The organism is Frigoriflavimonas asaccharolytica (assembly GCF_013294015.1).
In the GTDB taxonomy this organism is placed as follows: Bacteria; Bacteroidota; Bacteroidia; order Flavobacteriales; family Weeksellaceae; genus Frigoriflavimonas; species Frigoriflavimonas asaccharolytica.
The window spans coordinates 1-19,690 of record NZ_JABSNO010000021.1 but is presented as its reverse complement, the minus strand read 5'-3'; the positions used below and the strand labels follow the sequence as shown (position 1 = coordinate 19,690).

General features: G+C 31.7%; 25 protein-coding genes. 18 read left to right on the top strand and 7 right to left on the bottom strand.

What is annotated here, in order from left to right:
• Positions 1-28 precede the first annotated feature (28 nt).
• Positions 29-1,609 (top strand): DHA2 family efflux MFS transporter permease subunit, encoded by a 1,581-nt coding sequence (locus tag HNQ03_RS12320; protein ID WP_173779991.1) that lies wholly within the window; start codon positions 29-31, stop codon positions 1,607-1,609.
• A gap of 90 nt (positions 1,610-1,699) precedes the next feature.
• On the opposite strand, the gene HNQ03_RS12315 is transcribed toward HNQ03_RS12320, so the two are convergent.
• Complete coding sequence (locus tag HNQ03_RS12315; protein WP_173779990.1) at positions 1,700-2,056, bottom strand: winged helix-turn-helix transcriptional regulator; 357 nt, start codon at positions 2,054-2,056, stop codon at positions 1,700-1,702.
• Positions 2,057-2,171: 115 nt separating this feature from the next.
• On the opposite strand from HNQ03_RS12315, the gene HNQ03_RS12310 reads away from it, so the two are divergent.
• Positions 2,172-2,723 (top strand): YceI family protein, encoded by a 552-nt coding sequence (locus HNQ03_RS12310; protein WP_173779989.1) that lies wholly within the window; start codon positions 2,172-2,174, stop codon positions 2,721-2,723.
• Between the two features lie 170 nt (positions 2,724-2,893).
• On the opposite strand, the gene HNQ03_RS12305 is transcribed toward HNQ03_RS12310, so the two are convergent.
• A complete protein-coding gene (locus tag HNQ03_RS12305) occupies positions 2,894-3,403 on the bottom strand; it encodes a peroxiredoxin-like family protein (RefSeq protein ID WP_173779988.1) in 510 nt (169 codons plus the stop codon).
• 221 nt (positions 3,404-3,624) lie between these two features.
• Here HNQ03_RS12305 and HNQ03_RS12300 point away from each other — a divergent pair, with 221 nt between their 5' ends.
• On the top strand, positions 3,625-3,918 hold the full coding sequence (locus HNQ03_RS12300) for a putative quinol monooxygenase (protein ID WP_173779987.1): 294 nt from the start codon (positions 3,625-3,627) through the stop codon (positions 3,916-3,918).
• Between the two features lie 108 nt (positions 3,919-4,026).
• On the opposite strand, the gene HNQ03_RS12295 is transcribed toward HNQ03_RS12300, so the two are convergent.
• Positions 4,027-4,578, bottom strand: coding sequence for a hypothetical protein (locus HNQ03_RS12295; protein WP_173779986.1), 552 nt, complete (start codon positions 4,576-4,578; stop codon positions 4,027-4,029).
• Between the two features lie 186 nt (positions 4,579-4,764).
• Here HNQ03_RS12295 and rpmH point away from each other — a divergent pair, with 186 nt between their 5' ends.
• Entirely contained in the window at positions 4,765-4,923 is a 159-nt protein-coding gene (gene rpmH, locus HNQ03_RS12290; protein WP_173779985.1) for a 50S ribosomal protein L34, read from the top strand.
• Positions 4,924-5,052: 129 nt separating this feature from the next.
• Positions 5,053-5,763: a cell division ATP-binding protein FtsE gene (locus HNQ03_RS12285; RefSeq protein WP_173779984.1), complete on the top strand. Its 711-nt coding sequence runs from the start codon at positions 5,053-5,055 to the stop codon at positions 5,761-5,763.
• Positions 5,764-5,881: 118 nt separating this feature from the next.
• On the opposite strand, the gene HNQ03_RS12280 is transcribed toward HNQ03_RS12285, so the two are convergent.
• From HNQ03_RS12280 to HNQ03_RS12270, 3 genes are read right to left on the bottom strand one after another with little or no spacing between them, the layout of a single operon-like run.
• Positions 5,882-6,577, bottom strand: coding sequence for a tRNA1(Val) (adenine(37)-N6)-methyltransferase (locus HNQ03_RS12280; protein ID WP_173779983.1), 696 nt, complete (start codon positions 6,575-6,577; stop codon positions 5,882-5,884).
• Positions 6,578-8,032 (bottom strand): sensor histidine kinase, encoded by a 1,455-nt coding sequence (locus HNQ03_RS12275; RefSeq protein ID WP_226927509.1) that lies wholly within the window; start codon positions 8,030-8,032, stop codon positions 6,578-6,580.
• A 45-nt stretch (positions 8,033-8,077) separates the two neighbouring features.
• Positions 8,078-8,668 carry a riboflavin synthase gene (locus tag HNQ03_RS12270; RefSeq protein ID WP_173779982.1) on the bottom strand — a complete coding sequence of 197 codons (591 nt, stop codon included), beginning with the start codon at positions 8,666-8,668 and terminating at the stop codon, positions 8,078-8,080.
• A 54-nt stretch (positions 8,669-8,722) separates the two neighbouring features.
• On the opposite strand from HNQ03_RS12270, the gene pdxA reads away from it, so the two are divergent.
• The 12 genes from pdxA to HNQ03_RS12210 all read left to right on the top strand — a co-directional run bounded on the left by pdxA (position 8,723) and on the right by HNQ03_RS12210 (position 18,743).
• Positions 8,723-9,805 carry a 4-hydroxythreonine-4-phosphate dehydrogenase PdxA gene (gene pdxA / locus HNQ03_RS12265; RefSeq protein WP_173779981.1) on the top strand — a complete coding sequence of 361 codons (1,083 nt, stop codon included), beginning with the start codon at positions 8,723-8,725 and terminating at the stop codon, positions 9,803-9,805.
• A 15-nt stretch (positions 9,806-9,820) separates the two neighbouring features.
• Positions 9,821-10,228, top strand: a complete 408-nt coding sequence (locus tag HNQ03_RS12260) for a hypothetical protein (RefSeq protein ID WP_173779980.1) — start codon at positions 9,821-9,823, stop codon at positions 10,226-10,228.
• A 52-nt stretch (positions 10,229-10,280) separates the two neighbouring features.
• Complete coding sequence (locus HNQ03_RS12255) at positions 10,281-10,826, top strand: YceD family protein (RefSeq protein WP_173779979.1); 546 nt, start codon at positions 10,281-10,283, stop codon at positions 10,824-10,826.
• Between the two features lie 53 nt (positions 10,827-10,879).
• Positions 10,880-11,083 (top strand): 50S ribosomal protein L32, encoded by a 204-nt coding sequence (rpmF, locus tag HNQ03_RS12250; protein ID WP_173779978.1) that lies wholly within the window; start codon positions 10,880-10,882, stop codon positions 11,081-11,083.
• 106 nt (positions 11,084-11,189) lie between these two features.
• Positions 11,190-11,672 (top strand): acetyl-CoA carboxylase biotin carboxyl carrier protein, encoded by a 483-nt coding sequence (accB, locus tag HNQ03_RS12245; protein WP_173779977.1) that lies wholly within the window; start codon positions 11,190-11,192, stop codon positions 11,670-11,672.
• Positions 11,673-11,748: 76 nt separating this feature from the next.
• Positions 11,749-13,104, top strand: a complete 1,356-nt coding sequence (accC, locus tag HNQ03_RS12240; protein ID WP_173779976.1) for an acetyl-CoA carboxylase biotin carboxylase subunit — start codon at positions 11,749-11,751, stop codon at positions 13,102-13,104.
• Positions 13,105-13,187: 83 nt separating this feature from the next.
• Positions 13,188-13,682, top strand: coding sequence for a hypothetical protein (locus HNQ03_RS12235; protein WP_173779975.1), 495 nt, complete (start codon positions 13,188-13,190; stop codon positions 13,680-13,682).
• A 46-nt stretch (positions 13,683-13,728) separates the two neighbouring features.
• Entirely contained in the window at positions 13,729-15,009 is a 1,281-nt protein-coding gene (gene rocD / locus HNQ03_RS12230; protein WP_173779974.1) for an ornithine--oxo-acid transaminase, read from the top strand.
• Between the two features lie 4 nt (positions 15,010-15,013).
• Positions 15,014-15,778 (top strand): glycosyltransferase family 2 protein, encoded by a 765-nt coding sequence (locus tag HNQ03_RS12225; protein ID WP_173779973.1) that lies wholly within the window; start codon positions 15,014-15,016, stop codon positions 15,776-15,778.
• Positions 15,779-15,781: 3 nt separating this feature from the next.
• Positions 15,782-16,735, top strand: a complete 954-nt coding sequence (locus tag HNQ03_RS12220) for a glycosyltransferase family protein (protein WP_173779972.1) — start codon at positions 15,782-15,784, stop codon at positions 16,733-16,735.
• Between the two features lie 4 nt (positions 16,736-16,739).
• Positions 16,740-17,705, top strand: a complete 966-nt coding sequence (locus HNQ03_RS12215; protein ID WP_173779971.1) for a lipopolysaccharide core biosynthesis protein rfaS — start codon at positions 16,740-16,742, stop codon at positions 17,703-17,705.
• A gap of 3 nt (positions 17,706-17,708) precedes the next feature.
• Positions 17,709-18,743, top strand: a complete 1,035-nt coding sequence (locus HNQ03_RS12210; protein ID WP_173779970.1) for a glycosyltransferase — start codon at positions 17,709-17,711, stop codon at positions 18,741-18,743.
• On the opposite strand, the gene HNQ03_RS12205 is transcribed toward HNQ03_RS12210, so the two are convergent.
• Positions 18,734-19,105: a helix-turn-helix domain-containing protein gene (locus HNQ03_RS12205; protein ID WP_173779969.1), complete on the bottom strand. Its 372-nt coding sequence runs from the start codon at positions 19,103-19,105 to the stop codon at positions 18,734-18,736. The genes HNQ03_RS12210 and HNQ03_RS12205 overlap by 10 nt on opposite strands.
• A 119-nt stretch (positions 19,106-19,224) precedes the next feature.
• Here HNQ03_RS12205 and HNQ03_RS12200 point away from each other — a divergent pair, with 119 nt between their 5' ends.
• Positions 19,225-19,617 (top strand): hypothetical protein, encoded by a 393-nt coding sequence (locus tag HNQ03_RS12200; protein ID WP_173779968.1) that lies wholly within the window; start codon positions 19,225-19,227, stop codon positions 19,615-19,617.
• Positions 19,618-19,690 lie beyond the last annotated feature (73 nt).

The window sequence follows — 19,690 nt, the reverse complement described above, 5'->3', positions numbered from 1 at the left end:
TAATTTTTGAATATTTTAATCTAAAAAAATGCAAGACGATTCTTTAGTAGAATATGGTGCAAGACGCATCATCATTACGCTTACCGCTATTTTGTGCGCGCTTTTAGAAATTGTAGATACTACAATTGTAAATGTTGCTTTGCCAGAAATGAAAGGTAATTTGGGCTCCACCTTGTCCGAAGTTGGTTGGGTAATTACGGCATACGCCATCGGAAACGTGATTATTGTACCAATGACGAGTTGGCTTTCGCAGCAATTTGGACGTAGAAATTATTTTGCCGCTTCCATTATTATATTTACAATATTTTCATTTTTATGTGGTAATGCCACCAATATCTGGGAATTGGTAGGCTTTAGATTTATGCAAGGACTTGGTGGTGGAGCACTTTTGGTGACCTCGCAAACCATCATCACAGAATCTTATCCTGTTGCAAAACGAAGTATGGCACAAGCAATTTATGGTTTGGGTGTAATTATTGGTCCTACTTTAGGTCCACCTTTGGGTGGTTATATTGTAGATAATTACAGTTGGCCGTTTATTTTTTATATCAATATTCCAATCGGGATTATTGCAACAATTTTGACTATACAATTTGTAAAAAGTCCAAAATTTTCTGAGAAAAGAAAAGCGATAGATGTAGATTGGGTTGGTATTGCATTGTTGGCAATAACGGTTGGTTCTCTACAATACATTTTGGAAAAAGGGCAAGAAGATGATTGGTTTGACAGCAAAACAATTATTCTATTTACATCCACAGCAATTTTAGGTTTCGTACTATTTTTGTGGCGAGAATTAACGTTTCGATATCCAATTGTAGAATTGCGAGTTCTAAAAAACACGAATCTAAGAATCGGGACCATCATGTCTTTCGTTTTAGGTTTTGGTTTGTACGGCTCAACATTTATAGTACCACTTTACACCCAAACAATTCTCGGTTGGACGGCTTTAGAATCTGGTGCTTTAATGATTCCTGCGGCATTGACGACGGCTGTAATGATGCCAATTATTGGTAAATTATTAACTGCCGGTGTAAAACAACAATATTTAGTAGCAGGTGGATTATTATTATTTTTTGTTTACAGTTTTTGGGGCTACAACATTTTGACACCAGATACAGGAAAAGATTCCTTTTTCTGGATGTTGATCGTTCGTGGAATGGGATTAGGAATGCTTTTCATCCCGATTACTTCTTTGGCATTAAGTACTTTGAAAGGACAAGAAATCGGCCAAGGTGCAGCATTTTCAGGGATGATGCGGCAATTGGGTGGCTCATTTGGAATTGCGGCGATTACGACTTTACTAGCCAATAAAAACGCATCTTATGGTGCAGATCTAGCGGCAAAATTAGATTCTAATAGCTTGATGGTGCAACAAAGAGTACAGGGAATTACCAATTCCTTTATCTCAAAAGGCATGACGCCAGATGTTGCGCTAAAATCTGCATACCAATCTTTACAATATTCTGTTGCAAAACAGGCTGCTGTACTATCGTATATGGATATTTTTCTCTACTTAGGAATTTTATTCTTAATATGTATTCCCTTTATTTTATTTGTGAAAGAAAGGAAAAGCAAAGAGAAAATTGATGTTGGCGATATGATGCATTAGTAGATCATTGATGATTGGATGGATGATAATTGATTTAATTGTAATCGCTTAGTAAGCTTTTTTAAATGTTTAAAGATTTATTTACAGTCATTAAACTTTTTGGTTTCTGTTGCTCAATATTTCTGTTCTAAAATGAGCGCCCCAATTTAAAATTTCATCCAGCATTTTATCCATTGTTTTTCCTAATTCCGTTAATGAATATTCAACCGTAACAGGCATACTGTCGTATAAAGTGCGCGTTATAATTTTGTTGGCTTCTAATGCTTTCAATTCCTGCGAGAGCATTTTTGGCGAAATATCTTCAATATCGCGCTGTATTTCGCCGAATCTTTTGTTGCCGTGCGTTAATGAAATGACAATCGGCAAACGCCATTTTCCTTGTATCACTTCTAATGCGTCTCTTAAAATTAATAATTTGGTTTTGCATAATTGTTCTTTTTGGCTCATTTTTTTAATTTTAAAGTTACTTACTTAAAGGTAACCAGTTACTTTCAGGTAACAACTACCTTTAATATAGCAAATTTAGGTATTTTTGCAATACAAATAATTTAAATATTAAAATATGAGCAATTTAAAAACGTGGGCAATTGACCCAATGCATTCTGAAATTCTTTTTAAGATCAGACATCTTGTAATTTCCACAGTCACAGGTTCTTTCAAAAAATTTGAGGGGAAATTTGTAACAGAGGGAGATCAATTCAGCAATGCGAAAGTTACTTTTAAAATTGACGTGAAAAGTGTTGATACGGGACAACCTGCACGTGATGAGCATCTGCGTAACGAAGATTTTTTCGAATGTGAAAAATATCCAGATATTGATTTTGAATCTACTTCTTTTATAAAAATTGACAATGAAAACTACAACATCATAGGAAACTTAACGATGAAAGGCGTAACAAAATCTGTAGAATTGAACGCGGAATACGGCGGATCTGAAGATAACGGTCACGGCGTTTTAAAACACGGTTTTGCAATTACGGGAACTGTAAACCGTATGGATTTTGGAATGACTTGGAATAAATTAACCGACACTGGTGGTTTAGGATTAGGCGAAAAAATTAAATTAGAAGCCAATATTCAACTTGCAGAGGAAGTTCAGGAATCTGTAAATTAAAATAATTAATAGGTGAAAATACACATTTTACAGGTTGAAGAAATCTGTGAAATGTGCATTTTTTGTTTTAATAATTAGAAATTTTAGTAATAAAATATTGAAAGCCATTCACAAAAAAACACCTTATAAAAAAAGGGTGTTTTTGTTTTAAATAAATTCTTGTTAAAATATTATTTTCCGCCTCTAGCAGGATAATCTTTGCTTTTTACAAAATCTATCGCTCCCAATAAATCATCAAATGCAGGTCTTGCAAAAGGCATTGTTTGTATGGATGAGCAATATAAAGTACCATCTTTTTTCACCAAAAATAAGCCTGGTTCCGAGAAAATTGCTGGTTCTTTGTCAGAAATACCATTAGAAATATACAAGCCCAAACTGCGCGCAGTTTCTTCAACTAATCCATAACCAATTGGCAATGAATCTGTTTTCCATTCTTCACCAGTTTTTTTGGCGAGTTCTTCATCATTCATGCTTATTGCAATCACGTTTACACCTCTTTCCGTAAAATCGCCTAATTTCGATTTCAATTCTGTTAATTGTTTTCTGCAAACTGGGCAATGGTAACCTCTGTAAAAAACTAATAAAGTAAAGGATTCCGGATCTTGTTTTTCTAATTCCCAAACGGTATCATTAATTAAATTGATTCTTAAATTTGGAAATTGTTCTGTTGGTTTTATCATAATGTAATTTTTATATTGAATTTAATTATCTATTGAATACTCAAAGTTAAATTTTTAGAAACTAAAAAATAAATTATTTCATTTAATCTTTAATAATCAAGTATTTACTTTATCTATTAGCACGTAAAAAAAAAATCCCTAAACAAGAAATAAATCCTGCGAATTATATAATTTTTCGTTACAAAAGACAATTACCTTTACAATCAAATTAATTTAATAGAATGGAAAAATATTCGTTGTTAGTAAGGCTAGAAGCCAAAAAAGGAAAAGAGCAAGACGTTGAAAACTTTTTGAAAAGTGCATTATCTTTAGTAAATGAAGAAGAAGGAACCATCCGATGGTATGCTTTAAAAATTGATGATTCTACTTTCGGCATATTTGATACTTTTGAAAATGAAGAAGGAAGAGATGCACATTTGAATGGAAAAATCGCAGAAGCATTGATGCAAAACGCAGAAGAATTGTTGGCAAAAGATCCCGTTATAGAAAAAGTGAGCATTTTGGCGAGTAAGTAATTTTAATAGTTACCAAATAAAAAATAAAATTACGCAAGGTCAATAGTACATCTTGCGTTTTTTTATGTTCTTATTCTGTTTTACTTTTTTAAATTCTACAAAAGAAAATCATGAGCAATCTTGTTGAAGATCTTTATTTCTCCATTGTATCCAATATTCTTGTAGATTTTCTGGTGTAGTTTTCAAAATACTTATATTTAAAGAATCACCTTGCATCAAAGTACTTTTTAATTGAATTTTCCGCTCTTCCAAAGCTGGTTCGTGATTCCAACCGCCAACATGATCGAAGGAAGTGAAAGCCTCGCATTTGCTTTCTACTTTTTCGAAAGGAATCTTCAATACATATATCACATTTCCAGAACCCATTCCTACAGTGGACATTTCTATCTTTTCAAAATCTACTTTGCTGTAATTTTTTGTTTGATACAATTCTTTCAACTTCTCGCCCACTTTTGCCGACATTTTGTTGGAAAATTGGTGGGCAATATCATCATTATTAATAAATTCTGGACCTTCATAAAAACCTTCGCATTGAGAATTGGTGCAGGTTATTTCGGTTTTGATTTCATCTTTATCCAGAGAAAGTTTTTCAGGTTTTTTGCAACTTGACAAAATAATTAAAATAGAAAAGACAAAAGTTGCAACAGAAATATACTTCATTTTTTTAATTTAAAATTCCGGTAATTTTGTATAAAAGTAATGTAATTTGTGGTTAATAAATTCACATTCGTATTTTCACATTAAAACTTTTATCTTTTTACTTCAAATAAAATTTGCAACAATAAAAAACTTTCTTATCTTTGCAATCTTAAAATATAGAGATAATTACGTCCTAAAAATATAGTAATGAGCAAAAGAACATTTCAGCCATCAGAAAGAAAAAGAAGAAACAAACATGGTTTCAGATTAAGAATGTCAACACCTAACGGTAGAAGAATATTGGCTGCCAGAAGAGCAAAAGGTAGAAAATCTCTATCTGTAAGTTCTTTACGTACAAAAAGATAATTCATAATTTATTATATAATTACTGCTTGAAAAGAAATTTTCAAGCATTTTTTGTTGTTAAATTTTCCTAAAATTTAGGTATCATTACAACTTTTAATTACTTTTGCTTAAATATAAAAATTCCTACAAATGCCACACAGAAATGATTCTGGAGATCAGATAATCAACTTGAGTAATGCTACCATTGCGCAGAAAAATTTCACCGTTCTCACCAATGTAGATTTGCACATCCAAAAAGGAAAATTCTGCTATCTCATCGGGAAAACTGGTTCTGGCAAAAGCTCTTTGCTGAAAACTTTGTACGGCCATATTCCTTTGGCGAGCGGAAAAGGCTCTATTGCAGGCTTTGATTTGGCAACACTCAAAACTTCCGAAATCCCAAGTTTGCGTAGAAAATTAGGAATTGTATTTCAAGATTTTCAACTATTGAGCGATAGAACAGTAGAAAAAAATTTAAATTTTGTATTGGAAGCTACAGGTTGGACAGACAAAACAAAAATTACTGAACGCATCAACGAAGTGTTGGAAAGCGTAGGTATGAAAACCAAAAAACACAAAATGCCGCACGAACTTTCTGGTGGTGAGCAACAGCGTATAGCAATTGCGAGAGCACTTCTCAATCACCCACAACTCATTTTGGCAGATGAGCCAACTGGAAATTTAGACCCAGAAACTTCTAACGAAATTATGGGCTTGCTAAAACGTGTAGCATTAGAAAATAATGCAGCCGTTGTAATGGCAACGCATGATTACCACATGATACAAAATTTCCCAGGAGAAGCAATAAGATGTGAAGACGGAAAAGTTTCTGTTTTGGAAACTACAGAACTTTTTGAGTAGAATTTATTTAAAATAAAAAATTTTAGCAATAATATTTAGCATTCAATTTGTCAAAGTTAAAATCTTTGACAAATTTTTTTTTGAAAACTTTTTGCTAGATTTAGAAAATTTGTGGTGGTTACTTTCCAAACAAATGAAACTCTTTCGTCAATTCTAAATAAGCTTCAGAATATTTTCTGGGGCTTTTTTCTATGGTGAATTTTAAGATTTCTGTAGTAAATTTCTCCTTGCTAAATTCTAATAGTACACGTTTCAAAGTTCCACCTTCTATGCCAAAAATTTCAATTTTCTTTTTTAAATAAAGTAAATTTTCTGTGGCTATTTGATTGAAATTTACAAAATCTTCGGCAGGAATTATCACAGAAAACAATCCGTTTTTATTTAAAATTTTCGATGCATTTTTAATTAAATCCTCAAAATTCAACGCCAATTTTTGACGAGCCAAAATGTCTTTTTCAGAAGGATTTACCTCAAAATAAGGCGGATTACAAACAATCAAATCAAACAAGTTTTCAGTATTGAATTTTGTATAATCTGCAGATTTCACTTGTAATCTTTTAGAAAAAATAGAATTTATAAAATTAATTTCTGCCAATTCTACCGCGTTCTCATCAATATCAATTGCTAAAATCTCTGCATTTTGATTCCGTTGTGCAAGCATCATAGAAATAATTCCAGTGCCACAACCAATTTCTAAAACATTGGTTTTACCTAGAACATCTGCGAAAGAACCAAGCAAAACGGCATCCGTTCCCACACGAAAAACTTTTTCGTCTTGATTGATGCTAAATTGCTGAAAAATAAATGCTTTCATCTAAATATTCGATGGTAAACTGATGAAAAACGTTGTACCCTTTCCTTCTTCGGATTTAAAGGTAATCGTTCCCTGATATTCTTCTATCATCTTGCGAACCATCGTCAAACCAAGTCCCATTCCAGAATTTTTGGAAGTGAAGTTGGGTTCAAAAATTCTACCCTGCAATTGCGCTGCAATACCAGATCCATTATCTTCCACATTAATGTTGATCCGTTTATTAACTTGTTCTACATCTACATTGATGATGGATTTTTTACCTTCTGTTGTTGCTTGCAATGCATTTTTCACCAAATTAGTAATGATTCTATTGAGATAAACTTTGTCCATTTTTATCAAAATTTTGTCTTTATTGGCATGCACAAATATTTTATCATCACTGAAAATCTGGAGAATATTATCTAATTCTTTGTTTAAATTAAACTCTTCGTCATTTTTTTGCGGAAGCTGTGCAAATTGTGAAAATGCAGTTGCAACTTTGCTGATGAGATCTATTTGGCTCACCATACTTTCGCTCATTTTTTTTACTTTTTCCTTTATCTGCTCATCATTTGGATCAAATTTTCTTTCAAAATTTTGAATCGTCAGTTTCATAGGTGTCAAAGGATTTTTCACTTCGTGGGCAACTTGTTTTGCCATTTCTCGCCACGCTCTTTCTTTTTCTATAAAACTTAATCGCTCCTTTTGTTCTTGAATTTGGAGAATCATCTTATTGTAAGATTTCACCAAAGTGCTCAGTTCATCATTGTGATAATATTTTATGGGCGCCATATCTTTATCAAACAATGTAACTCTGCTTATCATATCTGAAAATTTAGATAGTGCTTTCGTGAGATTGTTAGATATGATCCAACTCAACCAAATACTAAAAATGAGAATTAAGATATTAACTAAGAACATGTATTTCAAATACTTATTCAATACCCCTACATAAACGCTATCATTGTGATAATATGGAAGATACACAATTCCTATTGGATCTAAATTATTATTTTTCAATATGCTGTACGAGGAAGTTTTATTGGCCTTTATCTTGTCATCATATTCTTGAAAATCTACTCTGCTGTCTGTAGAAATCACCTTTCGCACAATATCTAGAGGTATATTTTTCACTTTTGCAGTAGAATTGTCTTGGCTAGAAATTAAAAAACTGCCATTCAAATCATAAATTTGAATTTCATGTTTGTTGACGTCTGCAATTTCTAAAATTTTATTTTTCAGAACTTCCGGAATATCTTCAGATTTAATAGTAGTTCTGCTTACAGCATAATCCAAAGACGCCATCAACGCATTATTGTCTTTCTGCATTTCCGTTCTGCTTTGTTCTATCGCATTATTTTTCAACACGATAAAGGAAAGGATAGAAGATCCAATCATCGTTAAAAGTGAAACCACCAAAAATCCCCAGAAAACCCTGGTTCGCAATTGATATCCTTTGTAGTTTGAGTAGGGCAATGTATTTAAGTGTTTAGATTTAAGATTTAGATAAATATTAAATTTTTAATGTGACTTTGCTAAAAGTTTTGCTACATATTTTCCAATGATATCAAATTCTAGATTTACGGCATCTCCTGGTTTTAGATTTTTCATATTCGTAAAATCCCATGTGTAAGGAATTATTGCCACAGAAAATTGATAATCTTCACTTTTTGCAACCGTCAAACTAATACCATTTACGGTAATAGAACCTTGTGGCACCGTTAGAAAATCGCTATTTTCATTGTATTTAATAGTTACAAAATAACTACCATCTCTATTTTCCACGGAAACCACCTCTCCCCTTTCATCAACATGACCTTGTACAATATGCCCATCTAATCTTCCATTCATCTGCATGCAACGTTCCAAATTTACAACATCACCAATTTTCCAACTTCCCACATTTGTTTTTTGCAAAGTTTCATCTATCGCTTGTACTAAATACTGATCGCCGTTTTTTTCTACCACCGTAAGGCAACAACCATTGTGCGCCAAACTCTGATCTATTTTTAATTCATCTGTAAAATCTGCGGATAACCAAAAATCTTTGTTGGTTCCGTGTTCAGTAATTTTTTTAATAATGCCTGTTGCTTCAATAATTCCCGTAAACATCTAATAATTTTGTTAAATTTGTAAAATTCTTATAATCCATCAAAGATAAATAAAATGAGCGCAAAAAACCAGAAAATAAAAGTAGGAATTTCCGTTGGGGATTTCAATGGTATATCTGTAGAAATTATCATCAAAGCATTGAAAAACAAAGATATTACAGAATTTTTTACGCCAATTATTTTTGCATCGGGAAAATTATTCACCTATCAGAAAAACGTATTCAAAGTACAGCAAACGTATAATTACATTACAGAAATTGCTGCCGCGAAAGACGGAGTTATCAATATGTTGAATCTTACCAAAGACAATTCAAATATAGAATTTGGCACGCCTACAGAAGAATCTACTCAAATGGCGATAGACTCTCTAGAAAGTGCAACAAATGCACTTATGAATGGAGAAATAGATGTTTTGGTAACCGCTCCAATCAATAAAGAAGAAATGATGAAGCAAGGTTTCAAACATGCGGGACATACAGGATATTTGGAAGAAAAATTTGGAAAAACAGGTTTAATGCTTTTGGTTTCTGATAATCTGAAGGTTGCAGTTCTTACACACCACATCCCGATTTCCGAAGTAGCGCAAAACATCACCAAAGAAAAAATAAAAAAGCAAATAAAACTATTGAATCAAACTTTGATAGAAGATTTTGGAATTTCTCGCCCAAAAATAGCAGTTTTAGGTTTAAATCCACACTCTGGAGATGGAGGTGCAATTGGAAAAGAAGAAATTGAAATAATAGAACCAGCCATAAAAGATTTATTTGAAAGTGGCATCATGACTTTTGGCCCATTTCCGGCAGACAGTTATTTTCAGCCAGAAAAATATTGTAACTACGATGCTGTTTTGGCCATGTATCATGATCAAGGTTTGGCGCCATTCAAAACTTTAGCTTATGCAGAAGGAGTAAATTATACCGCTGGCTTACCATATATCCGCACTTCCCCAGATCATGGCGTAGCATATGACATTGCAGGAAAAGATGTAGCAGACGAACAAAGTTTTTCTGAAGCCATTTTTACAGCCATTAAAATTTTTAAAAATAGAACCGAATATAATGATTTGATTGCCAACAAAATGCACGTGAAACCGAGAGAAAAAGATAATGGCAGAGATGATGATCCGCGTAGATTTTAAAATTTATTTTACCAAATGAAAACATTAACTATAAAAACGGCGCAAAACATTCCCACTTATCCTTCTTACATTATAGAAGTTGATGGGAAGAAAATTGGAGAAATGAAAGCCGGAACAACTGCCTATTTTGATGTTGATGAAAATTCTAAGTCCATTTTAGCCAAACTACAAGGTTCAAGAACGGAGATTTTAGATATCTCTGCGAATAGACACCATTTACTAATTATTGATTATAAAAAGGAATTAATACAAACATTTATATTGGTAGGTATATTCTTATTATTGAGTCAAGGAATGACTTTTTTATTTCAATTGCAGATACATTATAATATGTTGATCAATGTAACTCTGGCAGGAATGTTATATTTAATTTTCAAAAAAACCAGTTTCAATGGTATGAAAATATCAATAGCTGAAAATTAAACGTATAAAATTTGTAAATTCAAAATAAATACTTATTTTTGCAAACTCAATTATGGAAAGGTTAAGAAATTACGACATCGCATTTTCCGGACTAAAAGACGGTAAACATGAGTTTCAATTTGAGATTGGAAGCGAATTTTTACACCTATATGAGACAGAGCAGGAGTTCAGCAAGCCAAACATCACAGCAGAAGTATTGATGGATAAGCATTCCACGTTTTTGGAATTCTTTATAAATATTTCTGGAACTGTAGAATTGGTTTGTGACATTAGCAATGAAGATTTTTCTCATCCGATAGAAAATGAGATTAAAGTTTTGGTAAAATTTGGAAGTGAGTATGACGACAGCGATGTAGATGTAATCACGATTTCCGATAATGCACACAGCTTCAATGTAGCTCAATTGATTTACGAAGATATTGTGCTTTCTATACCAATGAAGAAAGTTTCGCCAAATTTGAGCGAAGAAGACTTGCAAATATTAGAAAAATTTAGTCCAAAAGATGAAGATTTTTTAAATATTGAAGAAGAAAAAGACGAAGATATTGAAGTTGACCCAAGATGGGAAGCTTTGAAAAAATTGAAAGATAAAAATTAAATAAAACATGATGAGGTAGTAAACTCATCTCACATAAATAAAAACAACTAGAAATGGCACATCCTAAAAGAAGACAGTCCACTACAAGAAGAGATAAAAGAAGAACACACTACAAAGCTGTTGTTCCTACAATCGCTAAAGATAGTACAAGTGGAGAAATGCACTTATATCACAGAGCACATTGGCATGAAGGAAAAATGTACTACAGAGGAAAAGTAGTAATGGAAAAAGACATGGAATCTACTGAAGAAATTTAGTAGCTAAATATACAATTTATATACAAAACCACTGAAATTTTATAAAATTTCAGTGGTTTTTTGTTTTTTTTAGTATCTTTGAAAGCATAAAATCAAAAAAAATATTATGGACATTAAAGACATCCAAAACTTAATTAAATTTGTTTCTAAAGCAGAAGTTTCTGAAGTAAAATACAAAACAAAAGACTTTGAAATTACGATCAAAACTCCACTTGGCGGAAACGAAAACATAAGCTATGTAGCACAGCCGCAAATGATGTCTGCTCCAGCTCCAACAATGCACGCTGCACCTTCATCTTCTCCTGCCGCAGAAAACAGTGCTGCAGAAACTGTGGAAGACGATAGTAAATTCATCACTATTAAATCCCCAATGATTGGTACATTCTACAGAAGACCTTCTCCGGATAAAGATTTGTTTGTAAATGTTGGTGATAAAGTAGAAGTAGGAAGCGTAGTTTGTGTAATAGAAGCTATGAAACTTTTCAACCAAATAGAATCTGAAATTTCAGGAAAAATTGTGAAAATCTTAGTTGATGATTCTACACCAGTAGAATATGATCAGCCATTATTTTTGGTAGATCCTTCTTAATATTATTGATGAATGTTGATTGGTACATAATGCCAATCTGCTATTTTCAAATTATTTAATTTTCAAATTCTAAAGTATGTTTAAAAAAATATTAATAGCCAATAGAGGAGAAATTGCCATGAGAATTTTGCGTACTTGCAAAGAAATGGGAATAAAAACTGTAGCAGTTTACTCTACAGCAGACAAAGATAGCTTGCACGTTCGTTTTGCAGACGAAGCAGTTTGCATAGGACCACCTTCAAGTAAAGATTCTTATTTAAGCATTCCAAACATTATTTCTGCAGCAGAAATTACCAATGCAGATGCCATACATCCTGGTTATGGATTTCTTTCAGAAAATTCTAATTTTTCTGGAATTTGCGCAAAACATAACATTAAATTTATTGGCGCATCTCCAGAGCAAATAGATAGAATGGGAGATAAAGCCAATGCAAAATCTACAATGAAGGAAGCTGGAGTACCATGTGTACCAGGTTCGGATGGTTTGATAAAAGATTTTGATGATGCCATAACAACTGCAAGAGAAGTTGGCTATCCTGTAATGATAAAAGCTACAGCAGGTGGTGGTGGAAAAGGAATGCGTGCCGTTTGGAAAGAAGAAGACATGCGCGAACTTTGGGATTCTGCCATACAAGAAGCTATAGCAGCTTTTGGAAATGGCGCTATGTATATGGAAAAACTGATTGAAGAACCACGACATATAGAAATACAAATAGCAGGAGATCAATATGGTAAAGCTTGTCATTTATCCGAAAGAGATTGTTCTGTACAAAGAAGAAATCAAAAATTGACGGAAGAAACTCCTTCTCCATTCATGACAGATGAACTTCGTGAAAGAATGGGCGATGCTGCGGTGAAAGCTGCAGAATATATTGCTTATGAAGGTGTAGGAACGGTAGAATTTTTGGTAGATAAAAATAGAGATTTCTACTTCATGGAAATGAATACCAGAATACAAGTAGAACATCCAATTACAGAGCAAGTGATCGATTATGACCTTATTAGAGAGCAAATAATGCTTGCAGCAGGTACAGCAATCACGGGAATAAATCATTATCCAAAATTACATTCTATCGAGTGTCGTATCAATGCGGAAGATCCTTTCAACAACTTCCGACCATCACCTGGGAAAATTACAGAATTAAATATTCCTGGCGGACATGGAATTCGTGTAGATACACATGTTTATTCTGGATACACAATTCCATCTAATTACGATTCTATGATTGCGAAATTGATAACAACTGCGCAAACCAGAGAAGAAGCGATCGCAAAAATGAAGCGCGCTTTGGAAGAATTTTACATAGAAGGAATTAAAACTACGATCCCGTTTCACCGTCAATTGATGGAAGATCCGGCTTATGTAGAAGGAAATTATACCACAAAATTTATGGAAGATTTTGAGATGGATGCAAGATATGCAAACCAGTAGATCTAATTTCTATTTTAAGTTTAAGTATAAAATACTGACGTTTTAAATGTCAGTATTTTTTTTACCTTTATTTAAAATTAATAATGAAAAAATTAGCGCTTTTGTTTCTTCTTTTTGCATTTATAAGTTCAAGTTTTGGACAAGAAAAAAAGCTTTTGAAAATTCTAAACCAAGAACTTAAAAAAGAAGTGAAAAACCAAGTCCAATCGAAAAATTTCAATGGTGATACACTTGTTATTTTAAAACCTTTTACCATCAATGAGCAAAAAATACTATCTTTTGAAGTAAGAAAATCCAACTATTACCAAGAAGGTTATGAAATAATAACACAAGAAATTCCGCTAAACAAAATAACAGCGATAGGAAAAGACATCCAGGTTTTTTTTCAAACAAGTGATAATTCAGTAATTACTATCACCAAAAAAGTTGCAAAAAATATAAATACAAACACCGAAAAAGGAAATTTTTTTCAACTATTTCTTTTCATTGAAAAACAGAACGAAAAGTTGGGAATAAATTTGCAAAACGCACTTTTGAAAACTGGAATAAAAGTAGATAAAGAATATTGGTATGATTGATTTTTTCAAATCTTAAATTCTTATCTTTGCTATAAAGCAAAAATATATGTCTGAAACTACAGTACAAAAAGATTCTCAATACTATATCGATTTAGAAAATGAGCATGGCGCTCACAATTATCATCCGCTTCCTGTGGTTTTAGAAAAAGGAGAAGGTGTTTACGTTTGGGATGTAGAAGGTAAGAAATATTTCGATTTTCTTTCGGCGTATTCTGCTGTAAATCAAGGACATTCTCACCCAAAAATTTTGAAAGCACTCGTAGATCAAGCTGGAAAATTAGCACTTACCTCTCGTGCTTTTTACAATGATGCACTTGGACCGTATGAAAAATATGTGACCAATTATTTCAGTTTTGATAAAGTTTTACCCATGAATTCTGGTGCAGAGGCCGTAGAAACCGCCATTAAATTGTGCAGAAAATGGGCGTATGAAAAAAATGGAATAGCAGAAAACCAAGCGGTGATTGTAGTTTGCAAAGGAAATTTTCATGGTAGAACGACTACTATTATTTCTTTTTCTGATGACAACAATGCCAGAGACAATTTCGGACCATACACTGGCGGATTTGTAAGCATTCCTTATGACGATATAGAAGCATTGGAGCAAATAGCGAAAGATAAAAACGTAATAGGATTTTTAGTTGAACCCATACAAGGTGAAGCTGGAGTTTATACACCAAGTGATGATTTTATAAAAAAAGCGCAAGCTATTTGTCATGAAAACAATATGCTTTTCATTGCAGATGAAGTACAAACTGGAATTGCTAGAACAGGAAGTTTGCTAGCAGTTTGTGGAAATTGCTCTTGCGAAAACCAGTGCGAACAACAAGAAACCTATACAAAACCAGATATTTTAATTCTAGGAAAAGCTTTATCTGGCGGCGCATATCCAGTTTCTGCTGTTTTGGCAGACGATGCAATCATGAACGTAATCAAACCAGGGCAACATGGTTCTACTTTTGGTGGAAATCCTATCGCAGCAAAGGTTGCAATGGCAGCATTAGATGTAGTTTCGGAAGAAAATTTAATTCAAAATGCGCGTCGTTTGGGAAATTTATTTCGTGCAGAAATCAACAAAATAGTAGAAAAATCAGAATTAGTAAATTCCGTACGTGGAAAAGGACTTTTGAACGCCATTTTAATTAATGATACAGAAGAATCTGAAACCGCTTGGAATCTTTGTGTAGCACTAAAAAACAATGGACTTTTGGCAAAACCAACCCATGGAAACATCATCAGATTGGCACCTCCATTGGTGATTACCGAAGAACAATTGATGGAATGTGTAGCGATTATAGAAAAAACAATTTTGGAATTTGTAAAGTAGAAAAATGCAGCTAAAGGAAAAAATTAGCGGTCTTATCATCACCTATAATGAAGAAAAAAACATTCGGGAAGTTCTCGAATGTTTTCATTTTTGCGATGAAATCATCATCATAGATTCCTATAGCACAGATAAAACTTTGGAGATTGCTTCTGCATTTTCCAATGTAAAAATTATTAAAAATAAATTTGAAGATTTCACTAAGCAAAGAAATTTAGCGCTGGAAAATGCAAGCAACGATTGGATTCTATTTCTAGATGGCGATGAGAGAATAACACCAAAATTAGAAGCAGAAATTATTGTAGAACTCAATAAAGACGACAAAAAAGATGCTTACTATTTCTATAGAAAAAGTTTCTTCGAAGGCAAAGCGTTGCATTTCTCTGGAACTAGAAATGATAAAAACTTCCGACTTTTTAGAAAATCTAAGGCGAGCTATATCGCTGAAAAAAAAGTGCATGAAACTCTTCTTGTCAATGGGGAAATAGGATTTTTAGAAAATAAATTACTTCATTATTCTATAGAAAATCATCAATCTTACAAAAAAAAAATGCTTGAATATGGAAGATTGAAAGGAGTAGAACTTTTTGAAAAAGGCAAGAAATACAATTTATTTACCCATTATTGGAAAACTTTTTTTAAATTTTTTAAAAGTTATATCTTGCAATTGGGTATATTAGATGGCAAGAACGGATTTTATTTCTGCAAAATGCAAGCAGAATATGTAGACTTCACACATGCTACCGTAAAACAATTGGAATCTAAAATTTAATTAATGAAAATTACCGTAATAAGTTTTGATTTTTGGAATTATGATGCGCACATTGTAGCTATGTTGAAAAAATCTGGTGTAGATGCAAATCACATCAATTTAGGCGCTTACAAACACAAAAACACTGCTGCGAAAGTAAAAAATGCCCTATCGAAAACCTTTGTAGGGAAAAATCTAAAGAATATTTACCGGCAAGAATTAATTTTGTCTACATTAAAAAAACTTGGTAAACAAGACCAGATTCTGGTCATTAATCCAGAATTGATTGAGGAGAAATACCACACAGAAATTAGAAAATACACCCCAAAATACATCGCTTATTTGTACGATAGTTTGGCAAGATGTCCAGCAAAACATCTTTGCCATTTTTTTGATAAAATATTTTCCTTTGATAAAACCGATGTGCAAAAACATGGTTTTCAATTAATTACCAATTATAATTATTTGCCAGAAAATAAAGTTTCTACAAATACGAAATACGATTTGGTATATCTTGCATCTTTTGATGATCGGATGAATATTGCGAACAAAATTGCTGAAAAAATTACAAACTTCGAGAAAACCTATCATTATTTAATAGTTGGAAAAAAATCTTGGAAAAAGAAATATTTTGGTAAAAAAAATCCAAATTGGTCTATCGGTAGTAAAAGATTGCAGCATAAAGATTTACCAAAATTCTACTCTCAGGGAAAAATAATTTTAGATTTGGTGCGAGAAAACCAAGATGGATTGAGTTTCAGGATTTTTGAAGCCATGGCTTTGAAAAAGAAAATTATCACCAATAATCAGACGATAAAAGACTACGATTTCTACAATCCGGAGAACATTCTCATCATCAATGAAAATTTATCCAATGTAGAAATAGCGTTTTTTGAAAATGACTACCAAGATTTACCCACCAAAATTTATTACAAATACACCCTAGAAAACTGGGTGAAAACCGTTTTTGAACTTTAACACGATGAAAAAAAAGAAATTATTATTTATAGCTCCAAACTACTATGGCTTTAATACTGTTGTAAACGATGGTCTTGAGAAATATAGTAACTATGAGGTTACTCATATTATTACAAATGGAACTTATATTTATAAAAACTTTGGTGAGAGAGCTTTAAATTTTTTGTCAAAAATTTTGCTAGGGAAAAACCTAAAGCACAAATGGATAGAAAATCAAACTTTGGACATTCTCAACCAAAGTGGAAATTTTGATTTACTTATTGCGAATAGACCTGATGTTCTAACAGAGAAAGAACTAGAAAAAGCAATTTCGATATCAGAAAAAACATGCTTTCTACTATGGGATAGTTTGGATAAGATAAAACAACAAAAAAATGTAATCCAATATTTTGACGTTTGTTGTAGTTTTGATTCTGATGATTGTAAAGAATACAATTTTAAAAAAATAAATAATTTTTACTTTGCAGAATATGAAGAACAAAAAGCATTAAATTTTGACGTATGTTACCTTGGCACTTACGATCAAAGAATTGATGAACTTATAAAAATTTTCGCCTATCTAAAAAACAACAATATAAAAGTAAAGAGTAAAATTTTCACATATCCATCTATAAAAATTAAGGAGAAAATACCTGCAGATATTGAGGTTATACATAGAATAATTCCTTTCCCTACTTCATTTAAATATTATTTAGACACGAAAATAATAATGGATATTGCGCATGAAAACCAAAAAGGTTTATCATTTAGACCTTTTGAGGCAATTGGTTTGAGAAAGAAACTTATCACCACGAATAAAAATATAAAAAATTATGATTTTTACTTATCTGAAAATATTTTTGTAATAGAGGACATTGATAATATCGAAATACCCAATGATTTTTTTACAACGGAATACAAAGATTTACCCAAAGATATTGAAGAAAAATATTTTATAAAAAACTGGGTAGAAAAAATATGCAATATTTAGAAAATGAAAAAACAAAAGATATATTTTATTTGTCCTAGCAACAAATTTGTAACTGGTGGCGTGAAGCAAATTTACAAAATGGTTGAAACTTTGAATGAAAATAATTTTGATGCAGTACTACTATTAAAAAAAAACAACAAAGAATCTTGGTTTAATTCTAAAGTTCCTATTGAAATTTCGCCTTATATTTTCAAAAAAATAAAATACTCTTATAAAAATAAAAGCTTTAATTTTTTCGGAAAATTAGTATTAAAATATCTTAAGTTAAAAAGCATTTCATTAGAAGAAAATAGCATTTTGGTATTTCCAGAAATTTATGGCCCAAAAATAAATGAAATAGAACCTCAATTAAAAAAGGTTATTTTTAATCAAAATTGTTATTATACATTTGAACATTTCTATCAAAATTATAATTCAAATCCTTACCAAAACACAAATTCTTTAGCGACTATAGTTGTATCAGAGGATTCAAAAAAATATTTGAATTTCACGTTTCCAGAACACCAAGTTCATCGCTTAAAAATTGGTGTAGATACGAGCACTTTTTTTTACTCTGAAAACAAACAGAAGATTATTTCTTATATGCCAAGGAAACTTAGTGAAGATTCCATACAGATTATTAATATTTTAAAAATTAGAAATAATCTTAAAACGTGGAGCATACTACCTATCGAAAATAATACAGAATCCGAAGTGGCAGAAATTTTAAAAAAAAGCGCAATTTTCCTTAGCTTTAATCATCGAGAAGGGTTTGGATTGCCACCAGTAGAAGCAATGGCATGTGGTTGTTTTGTAATTGGATATCAAGGACAAGCAGGTAGAGAATATTTCAAAGATGAATTTTCTTCTACTGTTCCAGAAGGGAATATAATTCAATTTGTGAAAGAAATTGAAAATATAATCAATAATTACGAAATTGACCCAGAAAAACTTGCATACAAAGGAATGTTGGCAGCGAAGTTAATAAAAGAAAATTATAACGTAGAAAAAGAGGAAACAATCAAAATATGGGAAAAAATTCTTTTCGCTCAAGAATAGGACAGTATTTTTTTCTTACCCCCCCTTTTTTCCAGTAATTCAATATATTTATTTTTTATTTCAGCGTTTTCATTTCTATACTTTACTATTTCATTTTGAAGATTATCAATAAGATTACAAACATTATCTGTTTTTAAATTTGGTGGAATACTACCTTTTTTAAACAATAACTGAATAAAATCTACCTCAATAATTTCTGCTATTCTAATTACTTTATTTAAAGTTATTTTGTTTTGATTATTTTCTAATTTAGCATATGCACTTTGAGAAATATCTAATTCAATAGCCACAGAATCTTGAGAAATATTCTTCATTTCTCTATGAATTTTAATATTCTTTAAAATCAATTTTTCTAACTCCAATTTTTAATTTAAATATAAACTTAAAAAAAACAAAAGGTAGTCCTGAAAAGAATATCTTATTCCAAAATGTTTTCTTCGATTTTTTATTAATCATCATTTTTGTAAAAATTAAATAAATTATGAAAAAATTATTAAACATTAGTGCCTTGGGGTTAGTTGCGTTGTTATCATTTTCTTGCTCTCGGGAAGAAGACATTGTAAATACGGTTACGCAAAAAGATAATTTCGTTAAAACAGTAAATGAAACAGATAAAATTTCATTTGTTAATACCAATCGTTTAGCTACTAGTGCAAGAATTTCAGAATTGAATATGAATCAATCACTATTATTATCACATTATGGTATCCAATTTAATTTGGTAATGCAGAATGACGCAAATCTGGTTCTATATAGAAATGGGATAGTTTATTGGGCTTCTGGCACACAACCTTTTAATATATATGATGGTTATCCTTATAATCCTGTATTTAAAATACAAAATGACAGGAATATTCTACCCTCATTTCTTTAGACCACAATTAGTTGTTTCTTAATTGTTTTTATGCTGCTAATTTATACATTTCCAATGGCTTTTTGAGTTTAAT